Annotated in this window: 11 protein-coding genes; all 11 read left to right on the top strand. The window is 68.4% G+C overall.

Annotated elements, in window-relative coordinates; translation table 11 throughout:
- The first annotated feature begins 16 nt into the window (after window positions 1-16).
- The 11 genes from F9929_RS09200 (at window position 17) to F9929_RS09150 (ending at window position 15,049) form a co-directional block, all read left to right on the top strand.
- Window positions 17-3,205 carry a glycosyltransferase gene (locus F9929_RS09200; RefSeq protein WP_152046526.1) on the top strand — a complete coding sequence of 1,063 codons (3,189 nt, stop codon included), beginning with the start codon at window positions 17-19 and terminating at the stop codon, window positions 3,203-3,205.
- Window positions 3,202-5,457, top strand: coding sequence for a glycosyltransferase (locus F9929_RS09195; protein ID WP_152046272.1), 2,256 nt, complete (start codon window positions 3,202-3,204; stop codon window positions 5,455-5,457). Before F9929_RS09200 ends, F9929_RS09195 begins: the two co-directional genes overlap by 4 nt.
- A 62-nt stretch (window positions 5,458-5,519) precedes the next feature.
- Window positions 5,520-6,101, top strand: a complete 582-nt coding sequence (locus F9929_RS09190) for a transglycosylase SLT domain-containing protein (protein WP_152046271.1) — start codon at window positions 5,520-5,522, stop codon at window positions 6,099-6,101.
- Between the two features lie 85 nt (window positions 6,102-6,186).
- Entirely contained in the window at window positions 6,187-6,882 is a 696-nt protein-coding gene (locus F9929_RS09185; RefSeq protein WP_152046270.1) for a pentapeptide repeat-containing protein, read from the top strand.
- Window positions 6,883-6,940: 58 nt separating this feature from the next.
- Complete coding sequence (locus F9929_RS09180; protein ID WP_152046269.1) at window positions 6,941-8,209, top strand: metallophosphoesterase family protein; 1,269 nt, start codon at window positions 6,941-6,943, stop codon at window positions 8,207-8,209.
- On the top strand, window positions 8,209-11,667 hold the full coding sequence (locus F9929_RS09175; RefSeq protein ID WP_152046268.1) for an ATP-binding protein: 3,459 nt from the start codon (window positions 8,209-8,211) through the stop codon (window positions 11,665-11,667). Before F9929_RS09180 ends, F9929_RS09175 begins: the two co-directional genes overlap by 1 nt.
- Before the next feature lie 16 nt (window positions 11,668-11,683).
- Complete coding sequence (locus F9929_RS09170) at window positions 11,684-12,151, top strand: heme-degrading domain-containing protein (protein WP_235919156.1); 468 nt, start codon at window positions 11,684-11,686, stop codon at window positions 12,149-12,151.
- Window positions 12,152-12,227: 76 nt separating this feature from the next.
- Window positions 12,228-12,773 (top strand): sigma-70 family RNA polymerase sigma factor, encoded by a 546-nt coding sequence (locus F9929_RS09165; protein ID WP_152046267.1) that lies wholly within the window; start codon window positions 12,228-12,230, stop codon window positions 12,771-12,773.
- A complete protein-coding gene (locus F9929_RS09160) occupies window positions 12,757-13,533 on the top strand; it encodes an anti-sigma factor family protein (protein WP_152046266.1) in 777 nt (258 codons plus the stop codon). The genes F9929_RS09165 and F9929_RS09160 overlap by 17 nt, the downstream gene beginning before the upstream one ends.
- 68 nt (window positions 13,534-13,601) lie before the next feature.
- Window positions 13,602-14,324, top strand: coding sequence for a Bax inhibitor-1/YccA family protein (locus F9929_RS09155; protein ID WP_152046265.1), 723 nt, complete (start codon window positions 13,602-13,604; stop codon window positions 14,322-14,324).
- 80 nt (window positions 14,325-14,404) lie between these two features.
- Window positions 14,405-15,049, top strand: coding sequence for a DUF2076 domain-containing protein (locus tag F9929_RS09150; RefSeq protein ID WP_152046264.1), 645 nt, complete (start codon window positions 14,405-14,407; stop codon window positions 15,047-15,049).
- Window positions 15,050-15,124 lie beyond the last annotated feature (75 nt).

The following is a 15,124-nucleotide window of genomic DNA, read 5'->3' as shown; positions in this document are numbered from 1 at the left end:
GGGCGTCGGCGCGCATATGCTGGCGCTCGCCTCGGCGCTGACCGACCGCTTCGACGTGACGGTCGCGGCCGATCCGCGAAGCGGGCTCTTGGAAAAGGCTTTGCGGGGGGCCCAAGCGGCGCTTGCCCTCGATCTCGACGACCCGGACGCCGTTCGGGCCGCGCTCGCGCGCGCCGCGTTCGACATTGTCCATGTCCATGCCGGGATCGGCTGGGAAGGGCATGGGCTCGCTGGAGCAGGGCGCGAGGTGGGCGTGCCGATCGTGCTTCGCACCGAGCACCTGCCCTTCGTCATCACCGATGAGACCGAGCACGCAGCCTATCTCGAAGGGATCGAAGGGCTCGACGCGGTGGTCTGCGTGTCGGAAGGGGCGCGGCGAAGCTTCGTGCAAGCCGGCGTCGATCCCGCTCGCCTTCACGCCATCCGCAACGGGCTCGATGTGGCGGCGCCCCGGCGTGGCCGAGACGAAGTGCGGGCCGAGTTCGGGATCGCTCCCGATACGCGGCTTCTCCTCTGCGTCGCCCGTTTGACCGAGCAGAAGGGCCATGCCGTTCTCCTTCACGCCCTCCGGCACCTACCGCAAGAGCGCCTCGCGTCCCTTCAATGCCTCATCGTCGGCGACGGGCCGCTGCGGGCCGATCTGAAATACCGGATCGAGGCGTCGGGCCTTTCGGATCATGTGCGCCTTCTCGGCGACCGGCACGACGTTCCCGACCTCATGGCGGCGGGCGATCTTCTGGTGCTGCCCTCGCTGTTCGAGGGCCTGCCGCTCGTCGCGCTGGAGGCCATGGGCGCGGGGCTCCCCGTCGTCGCGACCCGCATCGGCGGCACCGACGAGGCGGTGGACCACGGCCGCACCGGCTGGCTCACTGAACCGGGCGATCCATCGGCTCTGGCCGATGCCCTTCTCGCCGCCCTCGATGACGACGACGCCCTTCGCGCGGCGGGACAGGCAGGGCGGCGACGCTTCGAGGCCGAGTTCCGTGCCGCCCGCATGGGAAACGAGACCGCCTCGCTTTATTTCCGCCTTCTGGCGGCATCCGATCACGGTAAACAGGACCACGACATGAAGCGCATCCGCATCGGTTTCGTCGGAGCGGGCGGCATCGCCCATCGGCATCTCGGCATCCTGGAGCATTTCGAGGATGTGGAGATCGTCGGCTTCGCCGATCCCGATCTGGCGAAGGCCGAGGAAGCGGCCACGCGCTTCGGCGCCAAAGCCTTCGCAGAGGCTGAGGCGATGATGGACGAGGCCAAGCCCGACGCCCTTTATATCTGCGTGCCGCCCTTCGCCCATGGCGCGCCGGAACGGGCGGCGATCGCGCGGGGCCTCCCCTTCTTCGTGGAAAAGCCGGTTTCGCTCGATCTCGGCACCGCCGAGGAGATCGCCGCGAAGGTCGCGGAAAAGAACCTCGTCACCGCCGTCGGCTATCATTGGCGCTATCTCGACACGGTGGAGGAAGCGCGCGCGCTGCTCACGGACAACCCGGCGCAGCTTCTTTCCGGCTATTGGCTGGATTCGACGCCCCCGCCGCAATGGTGGTGGCACGAGGACCGCTCCGGCGGGCAGATGGTGGAACAGGCGACGCATCTTCTCGATCTCGCCCGCTTCCTCGTCGGCGAGGTCAAGGAGGTTTACGGCCGCGCGGGGCATAAGGATCGCGGCGAGTTTCCCGGTCTCGACGTGCCGACCGTGTCCACCGCCAGCCTCACCTTCGAGAACGGCGTCGTCGCCAATGTCGCCTCGACCTGCCTTCTCGGCTGGAACCACCGCGTCGGCCTCCATATCTTCGCCGACAAGCTCGCCATCGAGCTGACCGACCGCGACATCATGGTGGATGTCGGGCGCGGGCGGCCGGTTCGCGGCGCGGACGGCGATCCCGTTTGGCGCGAGGATCGCGACTTCATCGACGCAGTCGCAGGCGGAGAGAACCGCATCCGCTGCCCCTATGGGGAAGCCGTTCGCACCCATCGCCTGGCATTGGCCGTGGTGGAATCCTCGCGCTCGGGCGACGTCGTGCATCTGCCGGTGGGAGACTACGAGCGCCCGGCGCTCGCGCCCCTGCAGTTCCAGCCCCGGCCGCCCGAGCCGCCTGCCGGTCTGCCGCCCGGCCACCGCCATATCCGCTCGCTCGGCATCGAGCGGCCGGGCGAGGCTTATTTCTTTCAGTACGAGGAAGGCCCTCCCGGCGACGGCGCGGTGCGTCTCGACACGCTCTATACCGGCTTCTCGGCCGGCACCGAGCTGACCTTCATGAAGAACACCAACCCATATCTCCATTCGCGTTGGGACGACGGGCGCAGCGTCTTCATTCCCAACGAGGCGAGCCAGCATTTTCCGGTGCCGTTCCTCGGCTACATGGAAGTCGCGCGCGTTTCGGAATCGCGCACCGGAGGCTTTGCGCCGGGCGATGTCGTCGCTTCGACCTATGCCCACAAGTCCGGCCACACGGCCAATCCGTTCCACGACCTTCTCGTGAAGATGCCGGCCGCGATCGACCCGATCCTCGGCATCTATGTCGCGCAGATGGGGCCGATCGCGGCGAACGGCATTCTTCACGCCGACGCTGAACTCGCGGGCGCCCATGTCGAGCGCCTGGGGCAGGGCGTGTCCGGCCGCCCGGTTCTGGTGATCGGCGGCGGCGTCGTGGGTCTCCTGACAGCGCTCTTCGCGAAACAGGCCGGCGCGGCGGAAGTCGTCGTCGCGGACCCCTCGCCTTTCCGCCGCGAGCGCATCGCCGCGCTCGGCCTCACCCCCATGACCGAGGACGAGGCCTGGAACCACGCTAAATCGCGCTGGCACCATGGCGGCGCGGACCGGGGCGCGGACTTCGTGTTCCAAACGCGCAGCCATGCGGGCGCGCTTCACACGGCGCTTCGCGCCCTTCGCCCGCAGGGCACCGTGATCGACCTCGCCTTCTACCAGGGCGGCGCGGAAGCGCTCAGGCTCGGCGAGGAGTTCCACCACAACGGGCTGTCGATCCGCTGCGCGCAGATCAACCGCGTGCCGCGCGGTCTTGGTTTCACGTGGAACAAACGCCGCCTCGCGGAAGAAACGGTCGCCCTTCTTTCCGCGCGCGGCGAGGACATCAAGCGCCACGTCATCACCCATGTCGTGCCCTTCGACGAGGCGCCTCGCTTCCTCAAGCACCTCGTGGAGGAGCGGCCGGAATTCCTGCAGATCGTCTTCAAGGTCGGCGAATGACGGGAAACGTTCCCGATGCGCAAGAGGATGTGACGCGCATCCTCTTCGTCTTCGCCTGGCTGGTGGTGGGCGGCGAGGAAACCGAGGTGCGGCACCTCGCCCGCCATCTCGACCCCAAGCGCTACCGCATCGACGTCGTCGCCTGTTTCCGGAAGGAGGGCATGCCGGAGCAGACGCACGAGCAGTTGGAAGCGGCGGGCGTGGCAGTCGACCGCACGCCCTACACGCTGTCCTTCGACGACACCGTCTCCTACCTTGCCGGCAAGGTGGCGGGTTACGACCTCGTCGTATCCTGCCAGAACGTCGCCGATATCTATCCGGCGCTGGAGCGCGTCTATTTCCGCCCGCCCTTGATCGAGCATGGCGGGCTCGTATCTGAAGCATTAAGCGGCCCGAAGCACTTCACCAACCGCTATGTCGGTGTTTGCCGAACGATCCGCGACGCCGCCGCCTCGCATATGCCGGGCCGCGAAACGGATGCGATCGAAATTCCGTCGAGCGTCGATCTGAGAGCTTTCGATCCGGCCGCGCGCGCGCCGACGCGTCGCGCATTGGGGATCGCGTTGGACGCGCCCGTGATCGGCTGGGTCGGGCGGCTCGATCCGAAGAAGCGCGTCGAGGACTTCATCCGGGGCGCGGCGGTCGTCGCGCGGCAGAACCCGGCGGCCCGCTTCCTGGTGATCGGCGGCCCCGACGCCTTCCTGCCGCACTATGCGGACGAGTTGAAAGCGCTGGCGGCATCGCTCGGGCTCGGCGAGGTTCTCCACTTCCTCGGCGACCGCGCCGACATCCCCGAACTCCTGTCGGCGCTCGATGTCTTCGTTTGGCTGTCGCGCGGTGAGGGCATGCCGCATGTGATCGCGGAAGCGGGCGCGGCGCGCCTGCCAGTGATCGCGACGCCCGACAACGGCGCGCTGGAGCAGATCGAGGACGGCGTCAGCGGAATTTTTGTGCCGCATGAAAGCCCGCAGGGCGTGGCGGCGGCGATCTCCCGCCTTCTCGCCGATCCCGCGCTTCGCCAGCGCCTTGGAAGCGGCCTACGCGAAAAGGTCGAGCGCGAATACGCGGTGGATGTGGTCGCGCGGGCTTGGGAAGCCTTGATCGACGAGGTGGTGGCCGAGGCCCGGCGCCCGGCCCACCGCCCTTCGCTTTTCCGCTCCTTCTTCCACGGCGGCTTCGAGTCCTCCACGCATCGGCGCGCGCATGACCGCCGGCGGCTCGACATGATCGCGGCGAGCTATCACGACCGCTTCGCCGAACACGACTATGCCGCGCTTCGCAGCCATGGCATCGCGACCGTGCGCGATGGCCTGCGCTGGCACCTGATCGAGCCGGAACCCGGCCGCTACGACTGGTCGAGCCTCGACGCGCAGCTCGGCGCGGCGAAGGCGACGGGCGTTCAGGTCGTCTGGGACATCCTCCATTACGGCTGGCCGGACGATCTCGACATCTGGCGGCCGGAATTCGTCCAGCGTTTCACACGCTTTGCGGCGGAAGCGGCGAGAGTGGTCGGCGCGCAAACGGACGGCGTTCCCTTCTATGCGCCGGTGAACGAGATTTCCTTCTTCGCCTGGGGCGGTGGGGACGCGGCCTATCTCAACCCCTTCTTCCACGGGCGCGGCCACGAGTTGAAGGTCCAGCTGTCGCGCGCTGCGATCTCGGCGATGGAGGCGATCCTGCAGGTCGACCCCCGCGCCCGCTTCGTTCACGCCGATCCGGTCATCAACGTCGTCACCGATCCTTTCCGCCCGCACGAGGCCTCCCATGCTGAAGGGCACCGGCAGGCGCAGTTCCAGGCCTGGGACATGCTGGCGGGACGCGCCTGGCCGCAGATCGGCGGGCGGGAAGAGCTGCTCGATATCGTCGGGGTGAACTACTACTTCAACAACCAGTGGATTCACGGCGGGCCGCCGATCGATATCGGCCATCCGCTCTACAAGCCCTTCCGCGCCATCCTTGCCGAGACCCATGCGCGCTACGGCCGCCCGATCTTCGTCGCCGAAACCGGCGTGGAAGGCGAGCGGCGGGCGGAATGGCTGGACTATGTCGGGGGCGAAGTGCGCGCCGCCATGCGCGCCGGCGTGCCGGTGGAGGGCATCTGCCTTTATCCGGTGCTGGACCATCCGGGCTGGGACGACGAACGCTATTGCCCGAACGGCCTCCTGCGCTTTTCTGGGGAAGCCGAGAAGCGCGTCGCCGAGCCCTTCGTGGCCAAGGCCGTGGCGAAATGGCGGGGTGTCTTTGAAGGGTGATGCCGGGGGTGTGAGCGAAGGCGCAAGGATTCGGTAACGAGTGACGCCTAGCCTTCGCGGCCATGACAGGACACGCGACGCGCCTTTTTGCCCTCCTCGCCATCCTGACGCTGGGTGCTTGCGCTTCGCCGCCGAAGAACACGGGCAATTCCTGCGCGATCTTCGAGCAGCGTAGCGGGCTTTTCACCGATTGGCGGGGCGATGCCGAGCGCGTGTCAGCCGAGTTCGGCGTGCCTGTTTCCGTGCTGATGGCGACCATCCAGGCGGAATCGAACTTCAAGCCGAATGCCCGGCCGCCGCGCACCTGGTTCCTGTTCATCCCGACGGGCCGAATTTCCAGCGCCTACGGCTATGCCCAGGCCCTCGACGGCACCTGGGACGAATATCGCCGCCGAACCGGACGGAGCTTCGCCCGGCGCGACAACTTCGCCGACGCGATCCACTTCATCGGCTGGTACCACGCCGATACGAGCCGCCGGCTCGGCATTTCGCGAAGCGACGCCGCCCGGCTCTACCTCGCCTACCATTCCGGCCATGCGGGCTACGAGCGCGAGGTCTGGCGCAAGCGGCCGGAAGCCCTTCGCGGCGCGCGCCGCGCGGCCACCATGGCGGCGCGCTACGAGGCGCAGCTTCGGCGCTGCTGAGTTCGGACGGACAGCGCCTTCCCCATGACGGCGCACCCGTTCTTGGAGTATAGCTGTGCCCATGAGTGACGGAGGCACGGGAGCCATGTCGAAGAAGGGAATGAAACGCGGCGTCCTGGCGCTTGCGATTCTGATCGGCACGGGGTTCGGGGCGCAAGCGGCGGACTGCCGGGGCGAAGCCGAGCCGGGGCGCGATTGGAGCGGCTGCAACCGCCGCAACCTGATGCTGTCCGGCTCCAATCTCGACCGGGCGGATCTTCGCGGCACGGATCTCGGCCAAAGCGACCTTCGCGAAACCATCCTGACCGGCGCCAATCTCGAAGACGCCAAGCTCGGCCGTTCCTCGCTCGCCGGGGCGAAAGCCGACGGCGCGAACTTCGCCGCGATCGAGGGCTACCGCACCGACCTTTCCAAGATCTCCGCGCAAGGAGCGTCCTTCCGCAGCGCCGAGCTTCAGCGCTCTTCCTTTGCCGGCGCGGCGCTGGCGGGAAGCAATTTCGAGAAAGCCGAACTCGGGCGCGTCGATTTCGCCGGCGCGGCACTCGGCGACAACAACTTCACCTTCGCCAATCTCGCCCGCGCGAGCTTCAAGGGCGCGGCGATCGGCGGGCCTTTGAACTTCACCGGCGCTTATATGTTCCTGACGCGCATCGAGGGCTCCGATCTCTCCGCCGTGACCGGGCTCCAGCAGGGGCAGATCGACCTTGCCTGCGGCGACAAGGACACCAAGCTGCCCGCCGGCCTCACCGGCTCCGCCGGCTGGCCCTGCGGCTTCGATTGATCGAACGGTCGTCCGCGACGATTTCGGTTTGCCGGACAATGCTCTATAGACGGGGATCATGGCCTTCCGCTTCGTCCATACCGCCGATCTCCATCTCGATTCCCCGCTCCGTTCCTTGTCGCTGCGCAATCCCGAACTGGCGGGACTGATCGGCGGAGCGACGCGCGCGGCCCTCACCGCCATTGTCGATCTCTGCATCGAAGAGCGGGTCGACGCGCTTCTGATCGCCGGCGACCTCTACGACGGCGACCAGACCTCCATGAAGACGGCGCGCTTCCTCGGAGCCGAAATGGCGCGGCTGGCGGATGCCGGCATCGCGGTCTTCAAGATCCGGGGCAATCACGACGCAACCTCGCGCATCACCGCCCGGCTCGGCCTGCCGGACAACGTCAAGGTCTTCGGCGAGAAGGCCGAAACGGTGACGGTGTCGACCGGCGTCGACGTGGTGCTCCACGGCATCAGCTTTGCCAAACCCCAGGCGCCCGAAAGCCTGCTGCCGCGCTTTGCCGCCCCCGTGCCGGACGCCGTGAATATCGGCCTTCTCCATACCAGCCTCGGCGGCACGGCCGGGCACGACGTCTACGCTCCCTGTTCGCTGGCCGAGCTTTCGGCGCGCGGCTTTCGCTATTGGGCGCTCGGCCATATCCACAAGCGCGACGCCTATGCCGACGGCCCGGCGACCGTGGTGATGCCGGGCATCCCGCAAGGGCGCGACATCAACGAGGCGGGCGCGAAAAGCGTGACGCTGGTGACGGTCAGCGACGACGGCTCCGTCCAGGCGCAGGAGCGGATCACCAGCGTCGCCGAGTTCGGGCGCGTGACGGTGGACCTGTCCGGCATCGCCTCCTGGCGAGAAGCGCGCGAAGCGATGGAAGCGGCGCTCGGCCGGGCGCGGGAAAAAGCGCGCTCGCCCCATCTCGTGGCGCGCCTTCATCTCACCGGCGCGACGCCGCTCGCCTTTCGCCTGCGCCGCGACCGCGACGTTCTGGCCGAGGAGATCGAGGCCTTCGCGGTGGGCTTCGGAACACTGTGGATCGACAAGCTGGTGGTGGAGGCCGGCGAGCCGGTTGAGGAGGGCGCGCCCGCTTCCGGCGACCCGTTGAGCGAACTTTCCCGCCTGATGCGCGGCGAAATCCGCGCCGCCCACGGCCTTCGCCACGAGATCGAGGGTTTGGCGCGCGAGCTTTTGAACGACCTGCCCGCCGAAGCGCGCGGCTTTTCGGGCGCCGACGATGCCGAGTTTTCCGAGTTTCTGACCCGCGTGATCGGGGAAGGCAGCGAGGAAGTGCTGGCGCGCTTGGCGGCGGTTGAAGGCGAGGACGCCTGATGCGCCTTCGCCGGCTCGACCTGACGCGTTACGGCAAGTTCACCGATCGCCGTCTCGATTTCGGCGCGGCCAAAGCCGGCGCGCCCGATCTTCACATCGTCTACGGCCTGAACGAGGCAGGCAAGTCCACGGCCCTGTCGGCCTATCTCGACCTTCTCTTCGGCATCGAGGAGCGTAGCCGCTACGGTTTCCTTCACGATTACAAGCTGATGGAGATCGGCGGCTGCCTCGAATGGGACGGCGGAACCCACGAGATCGTGCGGCGCAAGCAGCGCGCCGGATCGCTCACCGGGCCCGATGGCGGGCTCGTCAACGAGGCGCTGGTCGCCGGCGCCCTGTCAGGGCTCGGGCGCGACGCTTATCGCACCATGTTCTCGCTCGACGACGAAACGCTGGAAGCGGGCGGCGACGCCATCCTGCAAAGCCGGGGCGATCTCGGCGAGCTTCTGTTTTCGGGAAGCAGCGGCCTTGGGCGGCTCGGCGCACATCTGGCCAAAGCCTCCGAGGAAGCCGACGCGATCCACAAGAAGCGCGCCCGCTCCACCGAGATCGCCGCCTTGAAGGCGCGGTTGAACGACCTGAAGACCGAGCGCGACGCGATCGATACCGCCGCCTCGACCTATCGCCAGCTTTCCGACACCGCGAATGCGAGTGCCCGCGACTACGAGGCGGCGAGCGCCGAGCGGGGACAGGTGCTGGCGCGGCTGGAACGCGCCGAGCGGATCGCGCGCGCCCTGCCGCTCGCCGCCGACCTGAAGCGCCTTCGCGCCGAGCTTCACGCCCACGCCGATCTGCCCCGCCCGCCTTCTTCCTGGCGGGAAGAAACGCCGCGCCTTCTTCTGGATGAAACGCGGATCGGGGCGCTGGCGGAAACGCTGAAGGACACTATCGAGCGCCATCGCGCCGAGATCAACGGGCTCGTGCCCGACGGCGCGATCCTCGGCGAAGCGGCTGGCATCCGGCATCTCACCGAGCGCCTCGGCGCCGACCGCGCGACGCAAATCGCGCTGCCCAAGCGCCAGAGGTTGTGGGACGACAAGAACCACGGCATCGCCGCGCTTCTTCGCGACCTCGGCAATGCCGCCGCCGGGCTCGCGCCGGAAACCTTGGCCCTGCCGCCGGCCCTTGCCGCGACGCTGTCCGAACTGATCGAAGCGCGCGCCGGGCTCGATGAGCGGCGGAATGCGGCGGCGAACGAACTGGCGGAAGCCGCCGAGGTGCTGGAGCGCGCCCGCCGCCAGGCAGAGATGCTGGGCGAGGGGGAAAGCGCCGAGACCGAGGCCCTGGAAGACGCGCTCGCCGCCTCCCGCCGCAGCGACGCGCCGGGACGGCTGCGCCATGAGGTGCGCGAGATCGCCACCCTGTCGCGCCGCGCGGGCGAGGCGGTGGACGCTCTCCAGCCCTGGCGCGGCGAGCCGGCGGAGTTGCGCGCGCTGGACGTTCCCGATGCGCGGCGCGTCGAGGCATGGCGCAAGCGCGGCGCGGACTTGGGTCTACGGATCGCGGCCGAGCGCGAGCGTCTTCGCGAGGTCGAAACGCGGGTCGGCGCGGAGCGGACGCGGCTCGACGCTTTCCAAGCCGATGCCGGCGCGATCGACGACGAGACGGCGAAGAACCTTCGCCAAATGCGCGACGCCGCCTGGGCGCGCCATCGCGAAAGTTTGAACGATGCCAGCGCCGATGCCTTCGAGGCGGCCATGGCGGAGAACGACCGGCTGGCTGACGCGCGCCTTTCCCGCGCGCGGGATCTCGAGGACATGCGGAAATCCGCCCGCGATCTGGCGCTCGCCACGGAGGCGGGCCGGCGCGCGCGCGAACTTCTCCAAGGGGCGGAAGCGGAGCGCGGCGAGCTGGAGGGTGAAGTCCGCGCGAGCCTTCCCTTCCGCGCCGAGGGCGGCGAAGGCCTCGACCGCCTGCTCGACCGGCTGGACGGGTTCGAGCGCCGACGCCTCGATGCACTTGCCCGGCTGGATGCCCTGGCGGAAGCCGAGGAGCGCGCCGAGGCCGCGCGAAATGAGATCGAGGCCGACCGCCGGCGTCTCGGCGAAGCGCTCGCGCCCTTCGGCTTCGATGCTTTCGCGGATGGCGACGACATGGTGGGCGCGGCCGAGCGGCTCGTTGCGGGGGAAGCGGGCCGGCGCACGGAGCGCGCGGGGGCTGCCCGCCGCCTTGCCGAATGCGAAGCCGCGCTGGCGACGCGCGAGCGCCAAGCGGGGGCTGCCGCTGCCCGTTTCGACGAGTGGAGCCGGCGCTGGAGCGAGGCGCTGGCACAGACCTGGATCGCGCCCGGCGAGGGGCCGGCGGCGGTGCGCGCCCTTCTCGATATCGGGCGCCGCCTGGAAACTCTTCTGGCCGAGCGCCGCGAGATCGCGTCCGAGATCGCAGGTGTCGAGGCCGAGCGGCAGGCTTTCGCCGCCGAGGTGTCAGGGCTGGCAGCCCGCCTCGGCGCGAAGGAGGAAGGCTCGTCCCCGGCCGACATTCTCGGACGCCTGACGGAGCGCCTCGACACCGCCGAGCGCGCGGCGCATCTGCGGGCCGACAAGGAGCGCTCGCTGGCGCAACTGATCGAACAAGAACGCGAACTCGGGCAAGAAAAAAGCCGCTTCGACACGCGCCGCACCGAAATGCTGGCCTTCTTCGGCGTCGAGACTCTTCGGGAGGTTTCGGACGCGATGGAGCGGGATGCCGCGCGCGCCCGGCTCGAAACCGAACTGGCTGCTGCCGGCAACCGTCTGCTGACCGAAATGCGCGCCCCTTCCGTCGATGACGCGTCGAGCGAACTGGACCTTGTCGATCCGGTGGAAGCGGAGGCGACGCGCGCCGAGCTTGCCGCCAGGGCCGAGGATCTCCACGGCCGCACGCGGGAACTCTATGCCGCCATGACCGCGAGCCGCGACGCGCTGGAGCGTGTCGGCGGCGACGACGCGGCGGCACGGCTGCAGGGCGAGCGCCAGACGGTGCTGCTGGCGCTGGAAGAAGCGGCCTTGCGCTGGCTGCGCCTGAAGGCCGGCCTTCTCGTCGCGCAAGGGGCGCTCGCCGCGTTCCGCGACGAACACCGCTCCACCATGATGGACCGCGCCTCCGCCGCCTTCGCCGCCATGACGCGCGGCGACTATGCCGGGCTTTCCGCGCGCCCCGAAAAGGACCGCGAGACCTTGATCGGCATCACCCGCGACGGGGCGTCCAAGCTCGCCGGCGATATGTCGAAGGGCACGCGCTTCCAGCTTTATCTGAGCCTGCGCCTCGCCGGCTACGAGGAGTTCGCGAGCGCCCGCCGCGCGGTGCCTTTCGTGGCCGACGACATCATGGAAACCTTCGACGAGCCGCGCTCGGAAGAGGTGCTTCGCCTTCTCGCCGGCATGGCTCGGACGGGGCAGGTCGTTTATCTCACCCATCACCGGCATCTCTGCGATCTGGCGAAACAGGTCGCGCCGGACGTGCGCATCCACGAGATCTGACAGGAAGGACGATCCCTTGCCGACGCTGGACGAACTTGCCGCCGAGATGCAGGACATCGTGTTTGCGCACTTCGACACGTCAACCGCGTGGCGTCTCGGTTGCCTGATCCGCGAGAAGGGCGATGCGGGCAAGCTCGCCATCGCGACGGAGATCACGCTCGCCGGCCACCTGCTTTTCGCCGCCGCGCTGCCGGGCGCGACCCCGGACAACACGGAATGGATCCGCCGCAAGCGCAACACGGTGATGCGCTTCCACCAGTCCTCGCTCGCGATGCGGCTTCTTTGCGAGGCGAAGGGCAAGAGCCTTGCCGAGCGCTACGGCCTTTCCGAGACCGATTACGTGGCGAGCGGCGGGGGCGTGCCGATCCTGATCCGGGGCGGGGCTTGCGTCGGGGCCGTCGTGGTGAGCGGCTTGCCGGACGTCGAGGATCACCGCCTCGTGGTGGAGGCGATGCGCGAGATTCTGGCTTCGCCGCAAGGGTGAGGGTTAGCCGGATCGGACCGGCGAAAAAAATCTCGCGCTTCATGGATGGAAGTCGTCTGCCGTCCGTATACGAGACATGAGCGACAAGAAGCGCGACATCGACGTGATCGGCCTTTTGGGCCCCCTGCGCCGTTACGCGTTGTCCCTGACGCGCGACCCGAACGAAGCGGAAGACCTCGTTCACGACGCGCTGGTGCGCGCCATGGAAAAGCGCGACCAGTTCCAGACAGGCCGCGCGCTTCGCCCCTGGCTGATGTCGATCCTCCACAACCGCTTCGTGGACCAGCTCCGTTCCCGCCGGGCCGAGGCTCTGCGCAACGCCGAGATCGGCCTTCGCGTCGATCCGGCGGCGGAAGGGTCGCAGCACGGCGCGGCGCGGCTGGCGGACGTGCGCCGCGCCTTCATGGCACTGCCGGACGAGCAGCGCGCCGCGCTTCATCTCGTGTCCGTCGAGGGGCTGTCCTACGACGAGGCCGCCGCCTCGCTCGGCATACCCGTCGGTACGCTCGTGTCCCGCCTGTCCCGCGCCCGCCAGCGATTGCGCGAATGGGAAGCCGGGGAGACCCCGTCCAACGTCGTCAGTTTCAACGCCAAGGGAGGTCAGGATGCGTCAGAGCGTTGATCCGATCACGGACATGGACCTCGTTTCCTACGTGGACGACCAGCTCCTTCCCGCCCGCCGCATCGAAGTGGAAGCCTATCTCGCCGCTCGCCCGGAAGACGCGGCGCGGGTGATGGCGGACCTACGCTCGCGCGACGAGCTGCGCCTCGCTTTATCCGCTGCGCCCCTGCCGGTCAGCGTCGCCACCAACGAACTGGCGGGACGGCTGGAACGCGCGCTTTTGCGGCGCGGGCAGGTGCGCCGCTTCTCGCGCGTCGCAGCCCTCGTTCTTCTGCTCGGCGCCGGCTGGATCGCCCATGCCGAGTTCAACGCGCTCGGGCCCCGCCAGAGCGTCGCCTCCGTGCCGCCGCCGGCCTTCGTGCACGATGCGCTCGTCGCCCATCGCACGGCGCTGGTGCGCGCCGACATGCCCTCGCAGCTCGAAGTGAAGAGCTACGACCGGGCCGAAATCCTCGCCGCCACCGCCATCGCCATGCCGGAACTCCCGGCAGGCTGGACGGTGGACGACATGCAGATCTTCCCCTCGGCCTTCGGGCCGAGCGTCGATGTCGCGATCGAAACCGCCGATCTCGGCCGCTTGTCGCTCTTCGCCGTCCGGCCGGGTGTATTCGACGTCCTGCCGGTCGCCAAGACCGCGCAGAACGGCGCCACCGCCGCCTACTGGCAGGTCGGAGACGTCGCCTACGCCCTGGTCTCGTCCGGGGCGGACCCTGAGATGCTGGAGCGCCGCGCCTCCGGCATCGAAAGAAGCCTTCGCTGACGGGGCATCCTTCGCGACCTGCGTCCAGCCATCCATTCCACAAGAACCCAAAGGGAGACCGAACCACCATGAACACCCCCTTCCGGGGCTTCGGCGTCCAAAGCGCGCCGGCCCAGTCACAAGTCCTCTTCGACGAGGGCCTGCGCCAGCACATGCTGCGCATCTACAACTACATGGGCGCCGGCCTCGTGATCACCGGCCTCGTGGCCTTCGGCGTCGCCTCGACGCCCGCGCTCTACGTGCCGATCTTCACCACGCCCTTGAAGTGGGTGGTGATGCTGGCTCCGCTCGCCTTCGTGATGTTCCTGTCGTTCCGCATCGAGCGCGTGAGCTTCGGCACGGCGCAGATGATGTTCTGGGCCTTCTGCGCCATCATGGGCCTGTCCATGGCCTCGATCTTCCTGGTCTTCACCGGGGCGAGCATCGCGCAGACCTTCTTCATCACGGCGGCCGTCTTCGGCTCCATGAGCCTCTACGGCTACACCACCAAGCGCAGTCTGGCCGGCATGGGCTCGTTCCTGATGATGGGCCTCATCGGCGTCGTCCTCGCCAGCCTCGTGAACCTCTTCCTCCAGTCGAGCGCCTTGCAGTTCGTCGTGTCCGTGATCGGCGTCATCGTCTTCACCGGCCTCACCGCCTGGGATACGCAGCGCATCAAGGAGGAATATTCCGAGCATCACGGCGCGGAAGCGGCCGGCAAGATGGCCGTCATGGCGGCGCTGTCGCTCTACCTCAACTTCATCAACCTCTTCCAGCTCCTCCTGAACTTCACCGGTCAGCGCGAGGAATAATCCTCAGCTCCTGGATCGCCAGACACGGCCGGGCGGGGCTGCGTGCCCCGCCGAGCCTTACAGAAATTCGAGGAAACACCATGAACCAGAACGAGCAGTCCCTCATCCAGAACCTTTTCGGCAAGCTGGCCGATGCCGAGCGCTCGGCCCCGCCGCGCGACGAGAGCGCCGACAGCTTCATCAAGGATAGCGTGTCCCGCCAGCCCGGCGCGCCCTACTACATGGCGCAGACCATCATCATGCAGGAACAAGCGCTCGAAGCCGCGCAAGCGCGCATCCAGGCGCTGGAATCGCAAGCCTCAAACCGTCCGCAGTCGTCCGGCGGCGGCTTCTTCGGCTCGCTCTTCGGCGGTGGGTCGCAAGGCTCTCGTCAAGCGCCGCAGCAGCCGGCTTACGGTCAACAGGGCGGCTACGGCGCTCCTGCCGGCGCGCAGCAGGGCGGTCCCTGGAACGGCGGTCAGCAGAACGCCTATGGCCAGCAGCAGCCGGGCGGTGCGTTCGGCAATCGTGCGGGCGGCGGTGGCGGCTTCATGGCGGGCGCCGCGCAAACGGCGATGGGCGTCGCGGGCGGCATGATGCTCGGCTCCATGCTGTCCAACGCCTTCGGTGGCGATCCGGCGGCGGCCGTGGAGGGTGCGGTGGCGGATGCCGGCAACGCAGTGGAACAGGAAGCCACCGAAATGGCCGATGCCGGCGGCGACTTCGGCTTCGACGAGGAAGCGTGATCCTATCGGGGCGGGCCTTCTCGGCTTGCTTCTTTCCCAAACAAAAAGGCCGGACCTTCGTGGGGTCCGGCCTTT

Source organism: Aureimonas psammosilenae (assembly GCF_009176975.1).
Taxonomy (GTDB): Bacteria; Pseudomonadota; Alphaproteobacteria; order Rhizobiales; family Rhizobiaceae; genus Plantimonas; species Plantimonas psammosilenae.
Note: the sequence above shows the minus strand (reverse complement) of the source record. Positions and strands in the feature narration are given on the sequence as shown.